Source organism: Hydrogenophaga taeniospiralis (assembly GCF_020510445.1).
GTDB lineage: Bacteria > Pseudomonadota > Gammaproteobacteria > Burkholderiales > Burkholderiaceae_C > Hydrogenophaga.
Genome location: NZ_JAHBAG010000001.1, coordinates 984,506 through 1,001,679 on the forward strand (window position 1 = coordinate 984,506; position 17,174 = coordinate 1,001,679).

The 17,174-nt window shown below is 69.7% G+C and carries 19 protein-coding genes; 11 read left to right on the plus strand and 8 right to left on the minus strand.

Going from position 1 to position 17,174, the window contains the following annotated elements; all coding sequences use genetic code 11:
• Nucleotides 1–249: 249 nt before the first annotated feature.
• Nucleotides 250–636, plus strand: a complete 387-nt coding sequence (locus tag KIH07_RS04825; protein ID WP_226490892.1) for a VOC family protein — start codon at nucleotides 250–252, stop codon at nucleotides 634–636.
• Nucleotides 637–669: 33 nt separating this feature from the next.
• Here KIH07_RS04825 and KIH07_RS04830 read toward each other — a convergent pair whose 3' ends face one another.
• The gene (locus tag KIH07_RS04830) at nucleotides 670–1,611 is read right to left on the minus strand and encodes a LysR family transcriptional regulator (protein WP_226490893.1); all 942 of its coding nucleotides are present in this window, start codon (nucleotides 1,609–1,611) and stop codon (nucleotides 670–672) included.
• 146 nt (nucleotides 1,612–1,757) lie between these two features.
• On the opposite strand from KIH07_RS04830, the gene KIH07_RS04835 reads away from it, so the two are divergent.
• Both KIH07_RS04835 and KIH07_RS04840 read left to right on the plus strand, forming a co-directional pair.
• Nucleotides 1,758–2,042 (plus strand): putative signal transducing protein, encoded by a 285-nt coding sequence (locus KIH07_RS04835; RefSeq protein WP_226490894.1) that lies wholly within the window; start codon nucleotides 1,758–1,760, stop codon nucleotides 2,040–2,042.
• A 7-nt stretch (nucleotides 2,043–2,049) separates the two neighbouring features.
• Complete coding sequence (locus KIH07_RS04840) at nucleotides 2,050–3,720, plus strand: GMC family oxidoreductase (protein ID WP_226490895.1); 1,671 nt, start codon at nucleotides 2,050–2,052, stop codon at nucleotides 3,718–3,720.
• Nucleotides 3,721–3,750: 30 nt separating this feature from the next.
• Here KIH07_RS04840 and KIH07_RS04845 read toward each other — a convergent pair whose 3' ends face one another.
• Genes KIH07_RS04845 through KIH07_RS04865 form a run of 5 tightly spaced genes read right to left on the minus strand, consistent with a single transcriptional unit; the run spans nucleotide 3,751 to nucleotide 8,203 of the window.
• Nucleotides 3,751–4,494, minus strand: a complete 744-nt coding sequence (locus KIH07_RS04845; RefSeq protein WP_226490896.1) for an amino acid ABC transporter ATP-binding protein — start codon at nucleotides 4,492–4,494, stop codon at nucleotides 3,751–3,753.
• The gene (locus tag KIH07_RS04850; RefSeq protein ID WP_226490897.1) at nucleotides 4,491–5,279 is read right to left on the minus strand and encodes an amino acid ABC transporter permease; all 789 of its coding nucleotides are present in this window, start codon (nucleotides 5,277–5,279) and stop codon (nucleotides 4,491–4,493) included. Before KIH07_RS04850 ends, KIH07_RS04845 begins: the two co-directional genes overlap by 4 nt.
• A gap of 37 nt (nucleotides 5,280–5,316) precedes the next feature.
• Nucleotides 5,317–6,081, minus strand: coding sequence for an ABC transporter substrate-binding protein (locus KIH07_RS04855; RefSeq protein ID WP_226490898.1), 765 nt, complete (start codon nucleotides 6,079–6,081; stop codon nucleotides 5,317–5,319).
• A gap of 50 nt (nucleotides 6,082–6,131) precedes the next feature.
• A complete protein-coding gene (gene rocF / locus KIH07_RS04860; RefSeq protein ID WP_226490899.1) occupies nucleotides 6,132–7,082 on the minus strand; it encodes an arginase in 951 nt (316 codons plus the stop codon).
• Entirely contained in the window at nucleotides 7,079–8,203 is a 1,125-nt protein-coding gene (locus KIH07_RS04865) for an ornithine cyclodeaminase (protein WP_226490900.1), read from the minus strand. Before KIH07_RS04865 ends, rocF begins: the two co-directional genes overlap by 4 nt.
• Nucleotides 8,204–8,326: 123 nt before the next feature.
• Between KIH07_RS04865 and KIH07_RS04870 the strand changes: the two genes are divergently transcribed.
• The 7 genes from KIH07_RS04870 to KIH07_RS04900 all read left to right on the plus strand — a co-directional run bounded on the left by KIH07_RS04870 (nucleotide 8,327) and on the right by KIH07_RS04900 (nucleotide 13,578).
• Nucleotides 8,327–8,752, plus strand: a complete 426-nt coding sequence (locus KIH07_RS04870; RefSeq protein ID WP_226490901.1) for an Lrp/AsnC family transcriptional regulator — start codon at nucleotides 8,327–8,329, stop codon at nucleotides 8,750–8,752.
• Nucleotides 8,753–8,787: 35 nt separating this feature from the next.
• Nucleotides 8,788–9,606: a 2-oxo-tetronate isomerase gene (gene otnI, locus KIH07_RS04875; protein WP_226490902.1), complete on the plus strand. Its 819-nt coding sequence runs from the start codon at nucleotides 8,788–8,790 to the stop codon at nucleotides 9,604–9,606.
• A 35-nt stretch (nucleotides 9,607–9,641) separates the two neighbouring features.
• Nucleotides 9,642–10,364, plus strand: coding sequence for a response regulator (locus KIH07_RS04880; RefSeq protein WP_226490903.1), 723 nt, complete (start codon nucleotides 9,642–9,644; stop codon nucleotides 10,362–10,364).
• Nucleotides 10,361–11,554 carry an ATP-binding protein gene (locus KIH07_RS04885; protein ID WP_226490904.1) on the plus strand — a complete coding sequence of 398 codons (1,194 nt, stop codon included), beginning with the start codon at nucleotides 10,361–10,363 and terminating at the stop codon, nucleotides 11,552–11,554. Before KIH07_RS04880 ends, KIH07_RS04885 begins: the two co-directional genes overlap by 4 nt.
• Nucleotides 11,555–11,665: 111 nt before the next feature.
• Nucleotides 11,666–12,313: a hypothetical protein gene (locus KIH07_RS04890; protein WP_226490905.1), complete on the plus strand. Its 648-nt coding sequence runs from the start codon at nucleotides 11,666–11,668 to the stop codon at nucleotides 12,311–12,313.
• A 57-nt stretch (nucleotides 12,314–12,370) separates the two neighbouring features.
• Nucleotides 12,371–13,222, plus strand: a complete 852-nt coding sequence (locus KIH07_RS04895; RefSeq protein WP_226490906.1) for an intradiol ring-cleavage dioxygenase — start codon at nucleotides 12,371–12,373, stop codon at nucleotides 13,220–13,222.
• A 95-nt stretch (nucleotides 13,223–13,317) separates the two neighbouring features.
• Nucleotides 13,318–13,578, plus strand: a complete 261-nt coding sequence (locus KIH07_RS04900) for a hypothetical protein (RefSeq protein ID WP_226490907.1) — start codon at nucleotides 13,318–13,320, stop codon at nucleotides 13,576–13,578.
• Between the two features lie 10 nt (nucleotides 13,579–13,588).
• On the opposite strand, the gene KIH07_RS04905 is transcribed toward KIH07_RS04900, so the two are convergent.
• Nucleotides 13,589–14,023 (minus strand): hypothetical protein, encoded by a 435-nt coding sequence (locus tag KIH07_RS04905; protein WP_226494826.1) that lies wholly within the window; start codon nucleotides 14,021–14,023, stop codon nucleotides 13,589–13,591.
• Nucleotides 14,024–14,183: 160 nt separating this feature from the next.
• Nucleotides 14,184–15,533, minus strand: coding sequence for an ammonium transporter (locus KIH07_RS04910; protein ID WP_264181797.1), 1,350 nt, complete (start codon nucleotides 15,531–15,533; stop codon nucleotides 14,184–14,186).
• Between the two features lie 551 nt (nucleotides 15,534–16,084).
• Between KIH07_RS04910 and KIH07_RS04915 the strand changes: the two genes are divergently transcribed.
• A complete protein-coding gene (locus KIH07_RS04915; RefSeq protein WP_068170743.1) occupies nucleotides 16,085–17,173 on the plus strand; it encodes a hydrogenase small subunit in 1,089 nt (362 codons plus the stop codon).
• Nucleotide 17,174 lies beyond the last annotated feature (1 nt).

The following is a 17,174-nucleotide window of genomic DNA, read 5'->3' on the forward strand; positions in this document are numbered from 1 at the left end:
CGCATTCCAGCGCCACCAAGTCGGCAACCACGAGGGCTGCAGGCCTGGGCGTCGCGCAAGGCGATGGCGTCGCGCACCAAGCTCAAGCCCACACCGCGTTTCACCACGTCAATGGCGCGTAGCCCCTGTCTTGCGGCCCGCATCTGCACTGGCGCCACAGCGCCGAGAGGCATAAGCTTGAGCCCCGGCGGACGGCGTACCGGGTATCTGGTGGCTGGGACAGGACCGGGTTGAGCGAAAGGACTGCATATGTTGTCCGATGCCTCTGTCACAACGATGTTGCCGGTCAAGGACATGGACCGCGCCCGCGCCTTCTACGAGGGCTGCCTGGGTCTGAAGCCCAGTGGGTTCAGGCCCGACGGAAAGTTCATCTACACGGTGGGTGGCACCACGATTGCACTGTTTCCGAAGCCCGAAGGGACCAAGGCCGACCACACGGCGATCAGCTTCCAGGTGGCGGACATTGCCGCCAGCATTGAAGAGCTGAAGCAGGCGGGGGTGACCTTCGAGGACTACGATTTCCCGGGGCTGAAGACGGTGAACCACGTCTGCGTTCTGGGGGCCGAGAAGGCGGCATGGTTCAAGGACACGGAGGGGAACTACCTCTGTCTCCACGAAGACCTGCCGGAGTCGTAGCCTGCGTGCCCATGGCGCTCGGGCGAACACCCCTCACCCCCAAACCGCCTCCAGTGCCCCCCAAGCACCCGCAATCACCGGCTCCCCCGCCCGTTCGGCCAGGCAAACAAAACTCAGGTCGCATTCCAGCGCCACCTTGTCGGCCACCACCAGGCCGCGGGCCTGGGCTTCGCGCATGGCGATGGCGTCGCGCACCAGGCTCAGGCCGACGCCGCTTTTCACCAGGTCGAGCATCGACGCTTCCTGGTCCACCAGGGCCACGCGCCGGGGCTCCAACCCGGTGAGCGAGCCGGGGCCGAACACGCGGCGCTGCAGCCGGTGGTGGGCGCTGGCCGGCGGCGTGGCGAGCCAGGGCAGGGCGGCCAGGGCTTTCCAGTCTTTGCCGCGCACCTGCGGGCCCCAGCCAGCGGGCGCGAGCACGCGGTAGGTGAAGCGGGTCAGCGCGCGCAGCCGGTAGGGCGCGCCCACCGGGTCGTCGGGCAGGTTGAGGAAGAAGCCCACGTCGAGCTCGCCGCGCGCGATCTGCGCCAGCACGTCGCCGCTCATGCCCTGGCGCAGCTCGGTGCCCACCTGCGGGCTGGATTCGACCAGCTGTTTCAGAAAGGCGCCGAGGCGGGTGAACTCCGGGTCGAGGATGGTGCCGATGCGCAGCGTGCCGCGCACGGTGGTGTGCAGGGCGGCGGCGGCCTGGCCGAAGTCGGCCAGGGTGGCGAGCGCGCGCTCGGCCACGGGCAGCAGGGCGGCGCCGTCGTGCGTGAGCACCATGCCCTGGGGCGTGCGGGTGAACAGCGCCAGCCCGGTGGCTTCGGCCAGGGTCTTCAGCTGCAGGCTCACCGCCGGTTGGCTCAGGTGCAGGCGCAACGCGGCGCGCGACACATTGCCTTCGCGCGCCACGGCGACGAAGGCGCGCAGGGTCTGCGGGTCCACGGTGGGCAGGCGGCCGGGCGCGGCGGTGGGGGGTGTGGGTGGGGGCATGGGCGCTTTCATTATTTGCCAGACTTATACCAAGCCTCGGGCGATTTCATTGGACTTTTGCGCGGCCGGTCCACAAACTCGCGCCATTCCTGTGAGAAGACCATGAGCACTGCAAATACCCAGCGCCTTCACCGACGCCCCTGACCATGCACGGCGACAGCCCCTACGACCCGGCCGAAGGCGACTGGCAGACGCTGGCCACCTTCTTCAGCCCGACCGAGGCCTACCTGCTGCGCGGCTGCCTGCAGTCGGCCGGGGTGCCCGCAGTGGTGGCCGACGCGCACCTGGTGCAGGCCCACACCCTGCTGGCCGGCGCGATCCAGGTGCGTGTGCTGGTGCCCGCGCACCGCTTCGCCGAGGCCGAGGCGGTGGTCGCGGCCTACCAGCGCGGCGACTTCAGCCTGCCCGACGACTCCTTGCCCCCCGAGTGAACCCACCATGAGCCCAACCACCTTTGATTACATCGTCATCGGCGCCGGCACGGCCGGCTGCCTGCTGGCCAACCGCCTCAGCGCCGACGCGGGCAAGACCGTGCTGCTGATCGAAGCCGGCCGCAAGGACGACTACCACTGGATCCACATCCCCGTGGGTTACCTGTATTGCATCGGCAACCCGCGCACCGACTGGCTCTACCAGACCGAGGCCGACCCGGGCCTCAACGGCCGCCGGCTGCGCTACCCGCGCGGCAAGGGCCTGGGCGGCTGCTCCAGCATCAACGGCATGATCTACATGCGCGGCCAGGCGCGCGACTACGACCAGTGGGCGCGGCTCACGGGCGACCACAGCTGGGCCTGGAGCCAGTGCCTGCCCGATTTCAAGGCGCACGAAGACCACTACCGCCTCGACGCCGCCAACGAGAGCATGACCAACCCGGCGCTGGCCCTGCTGCACGGCAACCGCAGCCTGGGCAGCACGGGCGAGTGGCGCATCGAAAAGCAGCGCCTGCGCTGGGACGTGCTCGACGCGTTCGCCAAGGCGGCGCAGCAGGCCGGCGTCCCCGCCACCACCGACTTCAACACCGGCGACAACGAAGGCGTGGGCTACTTTGAAGTGAACCAGAAGGCGGGCTGGCGCTGGAACGCCTCGAAAGCCTTTCTGCGACCGGTGCGGCAGAGGCCCAACCTCACGGTGTGGACGCAGGCGCAGGTGCAGCGGCTCACGCTGCAGCGTGAGGCCAACGGCGCACTGCGCTGCACCGGCGCCGAGCTGCAGCGCGGCGGCCAGAAGGTGGCGGTGGTGGCGGCGAAGGAAGTGGTGCTCAGCGCGGGCAGCATCGGCTCGCCGCAGATCCTGCAGCTCTCGGGCCTGGGCCCGGCGGCGCTGCTGCAGCGGCACGGCATCGCGGTGCAGCACGACCTGCCCGGCGTGGGCGCCAACCTGCAAGACCATTTGCAGATCCGCTCGGTCTACAAGGTGACGGGCGCCAAGACGCTCAACACCCTGGCCAACTCGCTCTGGGGCAAGGCCGCCATCGGGCTGGAATACGCGTTCACGCGCAGCGGCCCCATGAGCATGGCGCCCAGCCAGCTCGGCGCCTTCACCCGGAGCGACCCGGCCCAGCCCTACGCCAACCTCGAATACCACGTGCAGCCGCTCAGCCTGGACGCGTTCGGCGAGCCGCTGCACAGCTTCCCGGCCTTCACCGCCAGCGTGTGCAACCTCAACCCCACCAGCCGCGGCCATGTGCGCATCACCTCGGCGCAGGCGTCGGACGCGCCGGCCATCGCGCCGTGTTACCTGAGCACGCCCGAAGACCGGCGTGTGGCGGCCGACAGCCTGCGCGTGACGCGGCGCATCGTCGCACAGCCGGCGCTGGCCAACTACCAGCCCGAAGAGTTCAAGCCCGGCGTGCAGTTCCAGAGCGACGAAGAGCTCGCGCGCCTGGCCGGCGACATCGCCAGCACCATCTTTCACCCGGTCGGCACGACCAAGATGGGCAGCGCCGACGACCCGCTGGCCGTGGTGGACAGCCACCTGCGCGTGCGCGGCGTGGCCGGCCTGCGCGTGGTGGACGCGGGCGTGATGCCCACCATCACCAGCGGCAACACCAACAGCCCCACGCTGATGATCGCGGAGAAGGCGGCGCGCTGGATGCTGCGCGGGGACTGAGGCCGAGCCCCGCTCGCAGCCCCGCGCCGCTCAGTGGCTGACCTGCCCCAGGAAGGCGCGCACGCGCGGGTTGTCCTGGGCGTGGAAGAACTCGGCGGGCGGCGCGTCCTGGGCCACTTGGCCCTGGTCCACGAACAGGATGCGGTCGGCCACCTCGCGGGCGAAACCCATCTCGTGCGTCACGATGATCATGGTCATGCCCGACTGGGCCAGCCGCTTCATCACATCCAGCACCTCCTTGACCATCTCCGGGTCCAGCGCCGAGGTGGGCTCGTCGAACAGGATGGCCTTGGGCTGCATGGCCAGGGCGCGGGCGATCGCCACCCGCTGCTGCTGCCCGCCCGAGAGCGCGAAGGGGTGCTTGTGCGCGTGGGCCTCCATGCCCACGCGCTGCAGCAGTTCCATGGCCTGCTCGTTGGCTTCGCCACGCGGGGTCTTGCGGATGCGCCGCGGCGCCAGCGTCACGTTGTCGAGCACGGTGAGGTGTGGGAACAGGTTGAACTGCTGGAACACCATGCCCAGCTCGCGGCGCAGGGCTTCGAGGTGCCGGAGGTCGTCGTTGACCTCAATGCCGTCGACCACGATGCGGCCCGAGTCGTGGCGCTCCAGGCGGTTGAGCGTGCGCAGCAGCGTGCTCTTGCCCGAGCCCGAGGCGCCCAGGATGGCGCTGACCTGGCCGGCGTGAAACGCCGTGCTGATGCCGCGCAGCACGTGGTGCGCGCCGAAGTGCTTGTTGACGTTGTCGATGGTGATGAGCGGGGGGCTGGTGTTCATGGCTGGCGGCCTTCCACGTCGTAGCGGCGCTCCACGGCGCCCGAAATCTGGGTCAACACGGTGGTGAGCGTGAGGTAGATCAGCGCCGTGGTGGCCAGGGTGGGCAGCGGCTGGAAGCTCGCGGCCTGGATGCGGTTGCCCACGTTGGTGAGTTCCACCACCCCGATGGCGTAGGCCAGCGACGAGTCCTTGAGCAGGGCCACGGTGTTGTTCACCAGCGGCGGCAGAGCGACCTTGAAGGCCTGCGGGAAGCTCACGTCCATGAAGGTGTGCCAGCTGGAGAGCCCGAGCGAGCGCGCGGCCTCGGCCTGGCCCTTGGGCACGGCCAGCAAGCCGCTGCGGATCGCCTCGGCGTTGTAGGCGCCGACGTTGAAGGCCAGCGCCACGCAGGCCGAGGCGAAGTCTTCCAGCTGCAAGCCCGGCACCAGCGCCGGCAGGGCGAGAAAGACGAACAGGATCTGCACCAGCAGCGGCGTGCCGCGCACGACCCAGATGTAGAGCGAGGCGGCCCAGCGCAGCGGCAGCACGCGCGAGGTGCGCCCCACGGCGGCGAGCACGCCGATGGCGATGCCCGCCAGACCGGCGGTGAGCGTGAGCTGCACGGTGATGAGGGTGCCCTCGGCGAACAGCACGGCGTTGCTGCCGATCGGTTCGGGGGCGAGCGACAGCGGCAGCGCCATCAGCCAGAGCAGCGCGATCAGCACCGCGCCGGCGCTGGCCATGGTCGCGGTGGCGCGCTGCTGGCGGCTCCAGTGGCCGGGCCAGGCAAGCAGTTGGGCGTTCATGGGGTGTGCCTTGTTCGGTGGAAGGGGTTCACACCGCTCAACGGCAGCGCACGTCGTCCTGGAAATACCGGCGCGAGAGCGCGCTGTAGCTGCCGTCGGCCAGCAGCGCGGCCAGGGCGGCGTTGTAGCCCTGGGCCAGGCTGTCGTTGCCCTTGGTCACGGCCGCGGCGATGCGGTCGACGAACAGGAACTCGCCGACCTTCAGGCCCGAGGCCGGGTTGGCGTTGAGCGCGGCGAGCACCACGAACTTGTCGGTGACCCAGGCGTCCACCCGGCGGCTCATGAGGGCGCTGCGCGCGTCGGTGTCCTGCGGGAAATTCTTCACCGCCTTCAGGCCCGGGAGCTTCTTGACGTTGTCCAGGTAGGTGCTGCCGGTCTGCACCGCCACCACCTTGCCCTGCAGGTCGGCCGGCTGGCGGATCGCCGGGTCCAGCGAGACGATGCTGCCGCCCGAGCAGTAGTGCGGGGCGGTGAAGGTCACGGCCTTGGCGCGTTCTTCGGTGATGCCGTGCGAGGCGATCACCAGGTCCCAGCGGTCCTGGCCGAGGCCGGCGAACAGCGCGTCAAAGCTCAGCGCTTTCCATTCCACGGCCAGGCCCATTTTTTTGGCGACCATCTCGGCCAGCTCGACCTCGAAGCCGCTGAGCTTGGCGCCCTGGAAGTAGTTGAACGGGGCGAACTGCCCCTCGGTGGCGATGACGATCTTGCCGTCCTTGCGGATGGCGTCCAGGCTGCGGGCCTGCGCGCCCAGGTTGGCGAGCACGAGCAGGGCGGTGAGGGCCCATTGGGAAATGCGTTTCATGGTTTGTCTCCTGTGGTTGTGATGAACGGGGGCGGGAAAAAAAAGGGGCGTCAGCCGTCGGCCGGGCGCATGAGGGTGGATTTGCCGAACAGGCTCTCGATCAGGTCGACCGCGAGTTCGGCGGTCTGGTTGCGCAGGTCCAGCGCGGGGTTGAGTTCGACCACGTCGAGCGAGCCCAGGCGCCCGGTGTCGGCGATCATTTCCATGCACAGCTGCGCTTCGCGGTAGGTCGGACCGCCGCGCACGGTGGTGCCCACGCCGGGGGCGATGTCGGGGTCGAGGAAGTCCACGTCCAGGCTCACGTGCAGGTGGGTGTTGGCGTCCACGCCGTCGAGCGCGCGCTCCATCACGTGGCGCATGCCCCACTCGTCGATGCAGCGCATGTCGAACACCTCGATGCCCATGTCGTGCACCAGCCGCTTCTCGCCCGCGTCCACGCTGCGGATGCCGATCTGGCGGATGTCCGCGGGGTCGATGGCGGGCACGCGGTCGGCCAGCCCGGTCAGCGCCTCGGGGCCCTGGCCGCACAGGCAGGCCACCGGCATGCCGTGGATGTTGCCGCTGGGTGTGAGGGTGGCGGTGTTGAAGTCGGCGTGGGCGTCGAACCACAGCACGCGCAGCCGCTGGCCGGTGGCGCGGCAGTGGCGCGCCACCGCGCTGATGGAGCCGATGCCCAGACAGTGGTCGCCGCCGAGCATGATGGGCAGCCGGCCGGCCTGCAGTTCGGCGTGCATGGCGTCGTGCAGCAGGCGGTTCCACAGCGCGACCTCGGGCAGGTGGCGAAAGCCGTTGACGGCCGCCAGCCAGGGGTTGGCCGGGCCCTGCAGGTTGCCGCGGTCGCGCACTTGCACGCCCAGCGCCTGCAGGGCCTCGGCAATGCCGGCCACGCGAAGCGCTTCCGGACCCATGCGGGAACCCAGCGTGCCCGCACCGATGTCGGTGGGCACGCCGATCAGGCCCACTCCGCCCGCTGCGAAGTGGCCTGTGCGCGGCGCCGTCATGCGCTCAGGGCGGGGGTTTTGGCGCGCGGGTGGCGCGGCGCCTGAGCGGCGGTCGGGGCCGTCGCGGCGCGCGGCTGCGGGGCGCTGGCGCGGATCAGCTGGTACAGATCCTTGGGGTTGGCCAGGCCGGGGATCAGCGGCAACAGCTGGCCCAGGTCGAGTTCACGCGCCGCGTCGCGCAGGAAACGCAGCGCCGAGAAGTCTTCCAGCGCGAAACCGACCGAGTCGAACACGGTGACCTGGGCATCGCCGTCGCGGCCGGCGGTTTCACCGGCCAGCACGCGCCAGAGTTCGGTCACGGCGAAGTCGATCGGCAGGTGCTGCAGGTCGCCTTCGATGCGGGTCTGCGGCTCGTATTCCACGAACACCGAGGCCATGCGCAGCACGTCGGGGTGCAGCTCGGTCTTGCCCGGGCAGTCGCCGCCCACGCCGTTGATGTGCATGCCCGGCTCGATCATGTCGGGCGTGAGGATGGTGGCGTTGGTCTTGTCGGCCGTCACGGTGGTGACGATGTCGGCGCCGCGCACCGCCTGGGCGATGCTGTCGCAGGGCCGCAGGCGCAGCGTGGTGTGGCTCAGGTTGTCCATCAGCTTGGCGGTGGCCGTGGGGTCGGTGTCGAACAGGCGGATCTCTTCGATGCCCATCAGGTGGTGGAAGGCCAGCGCCTGGAACTCGCTTTGCGCGCCGTTGCCGATCAGGGCCATGCGCCGGCTGCCCGGGCGGGCCAGCACCCGCGCGGCCACCACCGACATGGCCGCGGTGCGCAGCGCGGTGGTGAGCGTGAGCTCGCTCAGCAGCTCGGGCACGCCGGTGTCCACGTCGGCCAGCACGCCGAAAGCCATCACCGTGGGCAGGCCGCCCTGGGTGTTCTTGGGGTGGCCGTTGACGTATTTGAAGGCGTAGGTCTTGGCGTCGGCGATGGGCATCAGCTCGATCACGCCGTCGGCCGAGTGGCTGGCCACGCGGGCGCATTTGTCGAACGCGGGCCAGCGCAGGTAGTCGGCGTGGATGGTGTCGGCCATGCGCGCCAGGGCCGTGGGCAGGCCCAGGCGGTGGACCACGTTGGCCACGTCCTGGGCGCTCAGAAACTGGGTGGGTAGGGGGGAAAGATGCGTTGTCATGGGAAGCTCCGTTGGTATGACTGTTAATGTCTCAACCGCCCATGGCAATGTAAATCGGCAACTGTGCGAGCTTTATGTCAAATATTTGAACAAATGGCAGTGTTCGTTGCCATAATGACCAATATGGACGCCACCGACCAACAACTGCTGTCCCTGCTGCGCAAGGACGCCCGCACCAACGTGGCCACGCTGGCGAAGAAGCTCGGGGTCTCGCGCGGCACCGTGACCAACCGCATCACCAAGCTCGAAGACACGGGCGTGATCGTGGGCTACACGGTGCGCCTGCGGCCCGACGCCCAGCCCCACCAGATCAGCGCCTGGATGAGCGTGGCCGTCGAAGGCAACGAGACCCGCGCCGTGATCGCCAGCCTGCTGGGCGAGCCGGGCGTGGCCGCGCTGCACGACACCAACGGCCGCTGGGACCTGCTGGCCGAGCTGCGCGCGGCCAACCTTTCAGAGCTGTCCCAGGTGCTGGAGCGCATCCGCCTGGTGCGCGGCATCAGCAGCACCGAAACCAGCATCCACCTGGAAACCTACCGGTTGTCCTGAGCCACCGTTCAGCGCCCACCTTTCCTGCCAGACCCATGCCCCGCTTCGCCGCCAACCTCACCATGCTCTACAACGAGCACGCCTTCCTCGACCGTTTTTCCGCCGCCGCGGCCGACGGCTTCCAGGGCGTCGAGTACCTGTTTCCCTACGCCTTCGAGGCCCAGGACATCGCCCAGCGCCTGGCCGACCACGGCCTGCAGCAGGTGCTGTTCAACGCCCCGCCCGGCGACTGGGACGCGGGCGAACGCGGCCTGGCCTGCCTGCCCGGGCGCGAGGCCGAGTTCCGCGCCGGGTTTGCCCAAGCGCTGGAGTACGCGCAGACGCTGAACTGCCCGCGCATCCACGTGATGGCCGGCCTCGCGCCCGCCGGGGCCGAGCGCACTGCGTTGCAGGCCACGTATGAAAACAACCTGGCCTGGGCCGCCGGGCAGGCCGCGAGCGCGGGCCGCGACGTGCTGATCGAACCCATCAACCCGCGCGACATCCCGGGCTTCTTTCTCAACCGCCAGGACGAGGCGCACCGTGTGGTCCAAGCCATCGGCGCATCGAATCTGAAGGTGCAGTTCGACCTGTACCACTGCCAGATCGTCGAAGGCGACGTGGCCATGAAGATCCGCCAGTACCTGCCCACCGGCCGCGTGGGCCACTTCCAGATCGCCGGCGTGCCCATGCGCCACGAGCCCGACCTGGGCGAGCTGCACCACCCCTACCTGTTCGGCGTGATCGACGAGGTGGCCGCGGCCTGCGGCTGGCAGGGCTGGGTGGGCTGCGAGTACCGCCCGGCACGCGGCGCGGTGCCCGGCGGCACGTCCGACGGGCTGGGCTGGCTGCGCGCTGCCGGGTTTCCTGCGTAAACTGGCCGCGCCTTCCACGACGCGGTGCCCCAGCCATGCAAGACCCTTCTCCGACCCCAACCCGCTGCCTGCTGGTGGACGACGACCCCGAGATCCGCAGCTTGCTGGTGGACTTCCTCGCGCCCTTCGGCATGGTGGTGGACACCGTGGCCGACGGCGCGGGCCTGCGCCAGCGCCTGCCGCGCGGCGGCATCGACGTCTTGCTGCTCGACCTGATGCTGCCCGACGAAAACGGCCTGACGCTGTGCCAGTGGGTGCGGCAGACGCAGCCGGCGCTGCCGGTGATCATGCTCACCGCGCAGGGCGACGCGCTCTCGCGCGTGCTCGGGCTGGAGCTGGGTGCCGACGATTACCTGCCCAAACCCTTCGAGCCGCGCGAGCTGGTGGCGCGCATCAAGGCCGTGCTGCGCCGGGGCGGCGCGGGCGCGGCGGCGCCTGCGGCCACCGTGCTGCGCTTCGAGGGCTGGACCTTCGACCGCGTGCAGCGCCAGCTCAGCGAGGCCGATGGCCTGGTGGTGCCGCTGTCGGCGGCGGAATACCGTTTGTTGTGCGCCTTCGTGGACCACCCCGGCCAGGCGCTGAGCCGCGAGCGCCTGCTCGACCTCACCCGCGCACCCGGGGTCGAAGTCAGCGAGCGCAGCGTCGATCTGGCGGTCTCGCGCTTGCGCGGCAAGCTGCGCGACACCGGCCACGCGCCCAGCCTGATCCGCACCCTGCGCGGTGCGGGCTACCTGTTCACCGCGAAAGTCCAGCCGTGAAGCGGCCGCGCTTCAACACCCTGTTCTGGCGCCTGTTCGTGCTGATGTGGGTGACGCTGATCCTGAGCCACTTCACGGCCTTCGTGCTCTCGATCCCGCTGACCACCGGGGGCGGCAGCCCGGTCGAACGCATGAGCGGCGCCAACCTGGCCACCCTGCCGTCGCTGCCCCCGGGCAACCCGCTCACGGCGCGCAGCGACGCGGGGCCACCGGCTGCGCCGACCGCCCCGATGGGGCCCCGGCCGGACGGGATGGCGCCGGCTGGCCCCCGGCCCGACGGCCCGCCGCCGACAGGGCGCCCCGGCGACGTGGCCGGCGCCCCGCCCGCGCTGCCGGCCCAGACCCTGTGGTTCGACTACGCGCTGCGCGCGCTGCTCATCGGCCTGGGCGCGCTGCTCGGCGCGCGCTGGCTGGCCGCGCCCATGCAGCGCCTGTCGCGCGCGGCGGCCGAGCTCGCGCAGGGTCTGAGCCAGGGGCGCCGCCCGCCCGCGCTCGACGAAGACCGTGGCACGGTGGAGGTGCGCGAGACCGCGCGCGTGTTCAACCACATGACGCAGCGGCTGCAGGAGCAGTTCGACCAGCGCAGCCTGCACATGGCCGCGCTCTCGCACGACCTGCGCACGCCGCTGACGCGGCTGCGGCTGCGCATCGAGCGCCTGCCCGAGGCCGTGGCCCAGGCCGCCATCGCCGACATCCGCGAAATGGACGAGATGATCGACGCCTCGCTGGCCGTGATGCGCGAGCAGTCAAACGGGGCCGAGCCCCGCGTGGTGGACCTGGGCGCGATGCTGCAGTCGCTGGTGGACGACCTGTGCGAGCAGGGCCAGGCGGTCGAACTCGCCGAGCCGCCCGCGGCGCGCGTGCGGGTGCACCCCGCCTCGCTGCGCCGCATCCTGGGCAACCTGGTGGGCAACGCGCTGCGCTACGGCCAGCGCGCCCGCCTGAGCCTGGAGCCCGCAGCGGCGGGCGTGGCGGTGCACGTGGACGACGACGGGCCGGGCATACCGCCCGAACAGCTCGAGCGCGTGTTCCAGCCCTGGGTGCGCCTGCCCGGCGAGCAGCGCCCCAGCGGCAGCGGGCTGGGCCTGGCCATCGCCCGCGACCTGGCGCAGCGCGAAGGCGGCACGCTGGCCCTGGGCAACCGGCCCACGGGCGGGCTGCGCGCGACCCTGGTGTTGCCGGCGGCTTGAGGCGCCTGCGGCGCCATGGCGCCGCGAGGCCACGACAGCGCGCCGCGTTTGTGTCAGGCCCGACACAAATCGCCCACGCAGCGTTCACAGGCCCTCCACAGAATCGTGGGCATGCTTCAAACGCTTGCTCCCTCCGATGCCATCACACCCGCTGTCGCCTGCGATGACGCGGTGCCGTCACGGACCCTGCTGCGTGTGCAGCCCACGCAGCGGCCGTACCCGCTGCTGGAGTTTTTGCAGCGCTCGCCGCTGCTGCGGCGCGACATTGCGCGGGGCAGCCCCGGCCTTTCGCTGACGCTGAACATGCGGATCGTGGACGCGCGGGGCCGTCCCATCGAGCACGCGGCGGTCTACATCTGGCACTACGACGCGCGCTGCTGGACCATCGACTTCCAGGGCGACGAGCTCGACGCGATCACCTGCATGCGCGGCGTGCAGATCAGCGATGCCGACGGCGCGGTCGGCTTCCACACCGTTTACCCGCGCAAATACCGGGACAACACCGTGCCGGTCTACCTGCAGATCTATTTCAACAACGGCCGGCAGGTCACGGCGCGCTCCGACGTCTGCCTGCTCCTGCCCCAGGAGGCCGACGGCCCCCTGAAAGGCGTGCCGCTGGCCGACCCGCTGCCGGCGCGCACCACGCGGCCGCGCTTCAGCGACGACGGCGACGCGGTGCTGCTGACGCTGGACCGGCTGTCGGTCGATCTGGACACCGGCGGACTGCGCGGTGACGTGCGGATCGGCATCGATCTCTGACGGCGCGGCGCTTGGCGCCCGAACCCCTTCCCACTCCCCCACTGAAAGGACATTGCCTTGACCCCACACCATCCCCATGGTCTGAACCACGACCTCGACACCCTGGCCCGCCAGATCCGCGAACGCCGCAGCGCCTTGCGCTGGCTCGCCGCGGGCGCCTGCGCCTCGCTCGCGCCGCTCTCGCTGGTGGCCTGTGGCGGTGGCGGCGATGACGAGAGCGAAGACGCCGTGAGCGCCGCCTCGGGCGGCAGCTGCAGCACCATCCCGCGCGAGACGGCGGGCCCGTACCCGGCCGACGGCACCACGGCGTCGAACCAGCGCCTGAACGCGCTGACGCTCTCGGGCATCGTGCGCAGCGACATCCGCAGCAGCATCGGGGGCGCCAGCGGCACGGCCCCGGGCGTGCCGCTGACGGTGACGCTCAACCTCGTCAACACCTCCGACAGCTGCAACAGCCTGGAGGGCTACGCGGTCTATCTGTGGCACTGCACGCGCGACGGCGGTTATTCGATGTATTCGAGCGGCTACACGGGCGAGAACTTCCTGCGCGGTGTGCAGGTGAGCGACGCCAACGGGCAGGTCAGTTTCAGCACCATCTTTCCCGGTTGCTACAGCGGGCGCTGGCCCCACATCCACTTCGAGATCTACCCCAGCCTGAGCGCGGCCACCGGCAGCGACAGCGTGGGCGACCACCTCACGGTGTCGCAGCTGGCCCTGCCCGCGAGCGTGTGCAACCAGGTCTATGGCGTGGCCTCCGGCTACAGCAGCAGCGTGCGCAATTTCGCCAACATCTCGCTGGCGAGCGACAACGTGTTCGGCAACGACAGCGCGGCGCAGCAGCTGGCCAGCGTGAGCGGCAGCGTGACGCAGGGTTTTGTGGCCACGCTGGAGGTGGGGGTGGCGGCTTGAGCGAAGCCCCGCGCTCAGGCCCGGGGCGCCGTGGCGCCTGAACGGCTTCCCATGCTCTTTCCCCCTTTTTCGTTGTTTCACATCAGGAGTTCGTCATGACGTCGTTCGTGTTTCGCGCCGCCAGCGCCTGCGTGCTGGCCAGCACCCTGGGGGCTTGCCAAGCCCAGTCCGCCCCCGGTGGTAAACCCCCCGGACCACCGCCCGAAGCGGTGCAGGCCTGTCAGGGCAAGACCGCTGGCGCCCAGGCCAGCTTCACCGGGCGCGACGGGCGCAGCTTCACCGGGGTCTGCGAAAACGTGGACGGCGTGCTGGCGCTGCGGCCGTCCCATGGCAACGGTGGACCGCCGCCGCGCTGAACGCCATGCCTCAGCGGATGCCGCCCACGTAGCGCGGGCCCGGCGCGTCGCCCTCGGGTTTGCGCGGGGTGCCGAAGACGGAGTTGAGCGTGGACTCCAGAAAGCCGCTGGGTTGCGCCGAGTCTGAAAAACCGCTGGGGCGCACCGGCGCGGCGCTGGTGGCTCTGGCGGGGGGCCGGCCGGCCTTGAGCCGTTCGCTGGCGACCGCCAGCAGGGGTTTGCGCACCACCGCGCCCAGCTGCGGAATCAGGGCTTCGAGCTTCTCGGCCCAGGGCAGCAGCTCGGTGTGGCCTTCGGTGGCCGCCTGTTCGCGTGCGTAGCGCACGATCTCGTGCGCGTAGTCGGCGTTGGTGGCCATCCACTCGGTGTCGGTCACGCGCCCGGTCTTGCGGCGCAGCAACACATGCAGGTGGGCGGCGGTGGCAAAGCTTTCGGTGGAGGTCATGGCTGCGTCCTTTCAATGGCTCAAGTTGTCGATGTCGCCGGAGCAAGATAGACAACGAGCGAAGGGGTAAAACCCCAGGGCACCGCCGGGCCGGCTTTGCCGGACGGCCAGTGCCGCCCCCCTTGGGGGTGACGCGAAGCGGCGCGGGGGGTGTTCCATCTCAATGGCCCAGCTGCTCGTTGTGCAGCGCCAGGTCCAGCCCGGCGCGCTCGTCGCTCTCGCGCACACGCAGCCGCGCAAAGCACGAGGTGATCCACAGCACCACCGCCGTCATCAGCACGCTGTAGGCCAGCACCGCCACGCAGGCGATCAGCTGCTTGAGCAGGCTGCCTTCGACCCCCGAGATCGACGGGTCGGCCAGCACGCCGGTGAGCAGCGCGCCCACCAGGCCGCCCACGCCGTGCACGCCGAACACGTCGAGCGAGTCGTCGGCGCGCAGCCGGCGCTTCAGGCCGGTGGCGCCCCAGTAGCAGGCCACGCCCGCCACCAGGCCGATGATGAGCGCCGAGCGCGGTGTGACGAAGCCCGCAGCCGGCGTGATGGCCACCAGGCCCGCCACCACGCCCGAGCACAGGCCCAGCAGCGACGCGCGTTTGCGCGCCAGCCACTCCGCACCCATCCAGGCCACCGCGCCTGCGGCGGCGGCGATGTGGGTCACGGCCAGCGCCAGCCCGGCGCGGCCGTCGGCGGCGAGCGCCGAGCCGGCGTTGAAGCCGAACCAGCCCACCCAGAGCAGGCCGGTGCCGGCCATGGTCAGGCCCAGGTTGAAGGGGATGAAGGGCTCGCGCCCGTAACCCTGGCGCGGGCCCAGCGCGTAGGCGCAGACCAGGGCGGCCGCGCCGGCGTTGATGTGCACCACCGCGCCGCCGGCGAAGTCCAGCGCACCGAGCCGGGCCAGCCAGCCGCCCGGCTCCCAGACCCAGTGCGCGACGGGCGCGTACACCAGCAGCAGCCACAGGCCGGCGAACAGCAGCAGGGCGCCAAAGCGCATGCGCTCGACCAGCGCGCCCACCACCAGGGCGCAGGTGATGATGGCGAAGGTCAGCTGGAACATGGCGAACACCGACTCGGGCACGTGCGGCGCGATGTGGCTCACCGCCACCTGGCCGCTGGCGCCCAGGTAGTCCAGCCCCGCAAAGCCCATGCGCTGCAGGCCGCCGACCCAGCCCGCCAGCGCACCGTTACCGGGGGTGAACGCCAGCGAATACGCCAGCGCGAACCACAACACGCTGACCACGGCGGCGATGCCAACCACGCTGGCCATGGTGTTGATCACGTTGTGGCGGCGCACCATGCCGCCATAGAAGAGGGCGATGCCCGGCAGCGTCATGAGCAGCACCAGGGCGGTGCTCACCATGAGCCAGGCGGTGTCGGCGTTGTGGATGTTGCTCACGGCCACCAGGGCGGGCGCGGTGAGCGGCTCGGGCGTGGCCTGTGCCCAGAGCAGGGAAGGGGTGGCGAGCGTCAGACCGCAGGTCAGAGCCGCGAACAATCTACGGTTTTGGTGCATCTTGTTACCTTTTCCAACGACCCACGGCCCAGAGCATTTCCTGTGCCAGTGGGCCCCGGAACCAAGGGAAAGCCCGTATGCACGACAACGGTGCGAGCGGCTACAGTGCTGTCACTCGCTCACAGCGGCCTTGCCGCTGTCGACCGCGGGGGACCGAGGAGACAACCCAGTCCAACCAGAAAATGGTTTTTCAGCGTCCCCAGAGATGCACCCAGATCACAAGCCGACCTCACGAGGGTCGGCTTTTTTTTTGCCCGTTTGGGCCACCGATTCTTCAAGACGAAACGGAATGTGATTGTCCGGTTTGTCTGATCAAGTGGAACTCTGTTTTCCAGTTCTGAAATGACCGAAGTGAAGCGAGGTCTCTGAAGTCAAAAAAACTTGATTAAAATCAAGTGCTTACGGAGCATTCTCGGTGTTTTCCCGGGGATGGCTTGTGATGGCCTGCGGCTTGCGAACGGTAGATCACCTGCCTGCACGAGCGGCGGGACCAGGGGGACCCACCGGCGCGAGCCGGCCCGACCCACACAAGCCAACGGAGACAACCCATGATGGAAACCTTTTACGAGGTGATGCGCCGCAAGGGCATTTCGCGCCGCAGCTTTCTCAAGTACTGCTCGCTCACCGCCACCTCGCTGGGGCTGGCCCCCTCGTTCGTGCCGCAGATCGCGCACGCCATGGAAACCAAGCCGCGCACCCCGGTGCTCTGGCTGCACGGCCTGGAATGCACCTGCTGCACCGAGTCCTTCATCCGCTCGGCGCACCCGCTGGCCAAGGACGTGGTGCTCTCCATGATCAGCCTGGACTACGACGACACCCTGATGGCCGCCGCCGGCCACCAGGCCGAGGCGATCCTCGAAGAGATCATGACCAAGTACAAGGGCCAGTACATCCTGGCGGTGGAAGGCAACCCGCCGCTGAACGAAGACGGCATGTTCTGCATCCAGTCGGGCAAGCCCTTCATCGACAAGCTCAAGCACGTGGCGAAAGACGCCAAGGCCATCATCGCCTGGGGTTCGTGCGCTTCGTGGGGCTGCGTGCAGGCCGCCAAGCCAAACCCGACCCAGGCCACGCCGATCCACAAGGTCATCACCGACAAACCCATCATCAAGGTGCCAGGCTGCCCGCCCATCCCCGAGGTGATGACGGGCGTGATCACCTACATGCTGACCTTCGACAAGATCCCCGAGCTGGACCGCCAGGGCCGGCCGAAGATGTTCTACAGCCAGCGCATCCACGACAAGTGCTACCGCCGCCCGCACTTCGACGCCGGCCAGTTCGTCGAGACCTGGGACGACGAGTCCGCGCGCAAGGGCTACTGCCTCTACAAGGTCGGCTGCAAGGGCCCGACCACCTACAACGCCTGCTCCACCGTGATGTGGAACGAGGGCACCAGCTTCCCGATCAAGGCCGGCCACGGCTGCATCGGCTGCAGTGAAGACGGCTTCTGGGACAAGGGTTCGTTCTACGACCGCCTGACCGACATCCACGCCTTCGGCATCGAGGCCAACGCCGACGAGATCGGCGGCACGGCGGCCGGTGTAGTGGGGGCCGCGGTCGCGGCGCACGCCGCCATCTCGGTGGCCAAGCGCTCGCGTGACAAGGCCGCGGAGAAAAAAGCGGCGTCTACCAACAGCTGAT

What these genes read in the sequence shown, in the direction of transcription:
- KIH07_RS04865 (WP_226490900.1), bottom strand. Translation starts at nt 8,203, where the DNA reads ATGACAACGCATCTTTCCCCCCTACCCACCCAGTTTCTGAGCGCCCAG.
- KIH07_RS04900 (WP_226490907.1), top strand. Translation starts at nt 13,318, where the DNA reads ATGACGTCGTTCGTGTTTCGCGCCGCCAGCGCCTGCGTGCTGGCCAGC.
- KIH07_RS04910 (WP_264181797.1), bottom strand. Translation starts at nt 15,533, where the DNA reads ATGCACCAAAACCGTAGATTGTTCGCGGCTCTGACCTGCGGTCTGACG.
- otnI (WP_226490902.1), top strand. Translation starts at nt 8,788, where the DNA reads ATGCCCCGCTTCGCCGCCAACCTCACCATGCTCTACAACGAGCACGCC.
- KIH07_RS04835 (WP_226490894.1), top strand. Translation starts at nt 1,758, where the DNA reads ATGCACGGCGACAGCCCCTACGACCCGGCCGAAGGCGACTGGCAGACG.
- KIH07_RS04880 (WP_226490903.1), top strand. Translation starts at nt 9,642, where the DNA reads ATGCAAGACCCTTCTCCGACCCCAACCCGCTGCCTGCTGGTGGACGAC.
- KIH07_RS04915 (WP_068170743.1), top strand. Translation starts at nt 16,085, where the DNA reads ATGGAAACCTTTTACGAGGTGATGCGCCGCAAGGGCATTTCGCGCCGC.
- KIH07_RS04870 (WP_226490901.1), top strand. Translation starts at nt 8,327, where the DNA reads ATGGACGCCACCGACCAACAACTGCTGTCCCTGCTGCGCAAGGACGCC.
- KIH07_RS04830 (WP_226490893.1), bottom strand. Translation starts at nt 1,611, where the DNA reads ATGCCCCCACCCACACCCCCCACCGCCGCGCCCGGCCGCCTGCCCACC.
- rocF (WP_226490899.1), bottom strand. Translation starts at nt 7,082, where the DNA reads ATGACGGCGCCGCGCACAGGCCACTTCGCAGCGGGCGGAGTGGGCCTG.
- KIH07_RS04825 (WP_226490892.1), top strand. Translation starts at nt 250, where the DNA reads ATGTTGTCCGATGCCTCTGTCACAACGATGTTGCCGGTCAAGGACATG.
- KIH07_RS04850 (WP_226490897.1), bottom strand. Translation starts at nt 5,279, where the DNA reads ATGAACGCCCAACTGCTTGCCTGGCCCGGCCACTGGAGCCGCCAGCAG.
- KIH07_RS04840 (WP_226490895.1), top strand. Translation starts at nt 2,050, where the DNA reads ATGAGCCCAACCACCTTTGATTACATCGTCATCGGCGCCGGCACGGCC.
- KIH07_RS04845 (WP_226490896.1), bottom strand. Translation starts at nt 4,494, where the DNA reads ATGAACACCAGCCCCCCGCTCATCACCATCGACAACGTCAACAAGCAC.
- KIH07_RS04890 (WP_226490905.1), top strand. Translation starts at nt 11,666, where the DNA reads ATGCTTCAAACGCTTGCTCCCTCCGATGCCATCACACCCGCTGTCGCC.
- KIH07_RS04905 (WP_226494826.1), bottom strand. Translation starts at nt 14,023, where the DNA reads ATGACCTCCACCGAAAGCTTTGCCACCGCCGCCCACCTGCATGTGTTG.
- KIH07_RS04855 (WP_226490898.1), bottom strand. Translation starts at nt 6,081, where the DNA reads ATGAAACGCATTTCCCAATGGGCCCTCACCGCCCTGCTCGTGCTCGCC.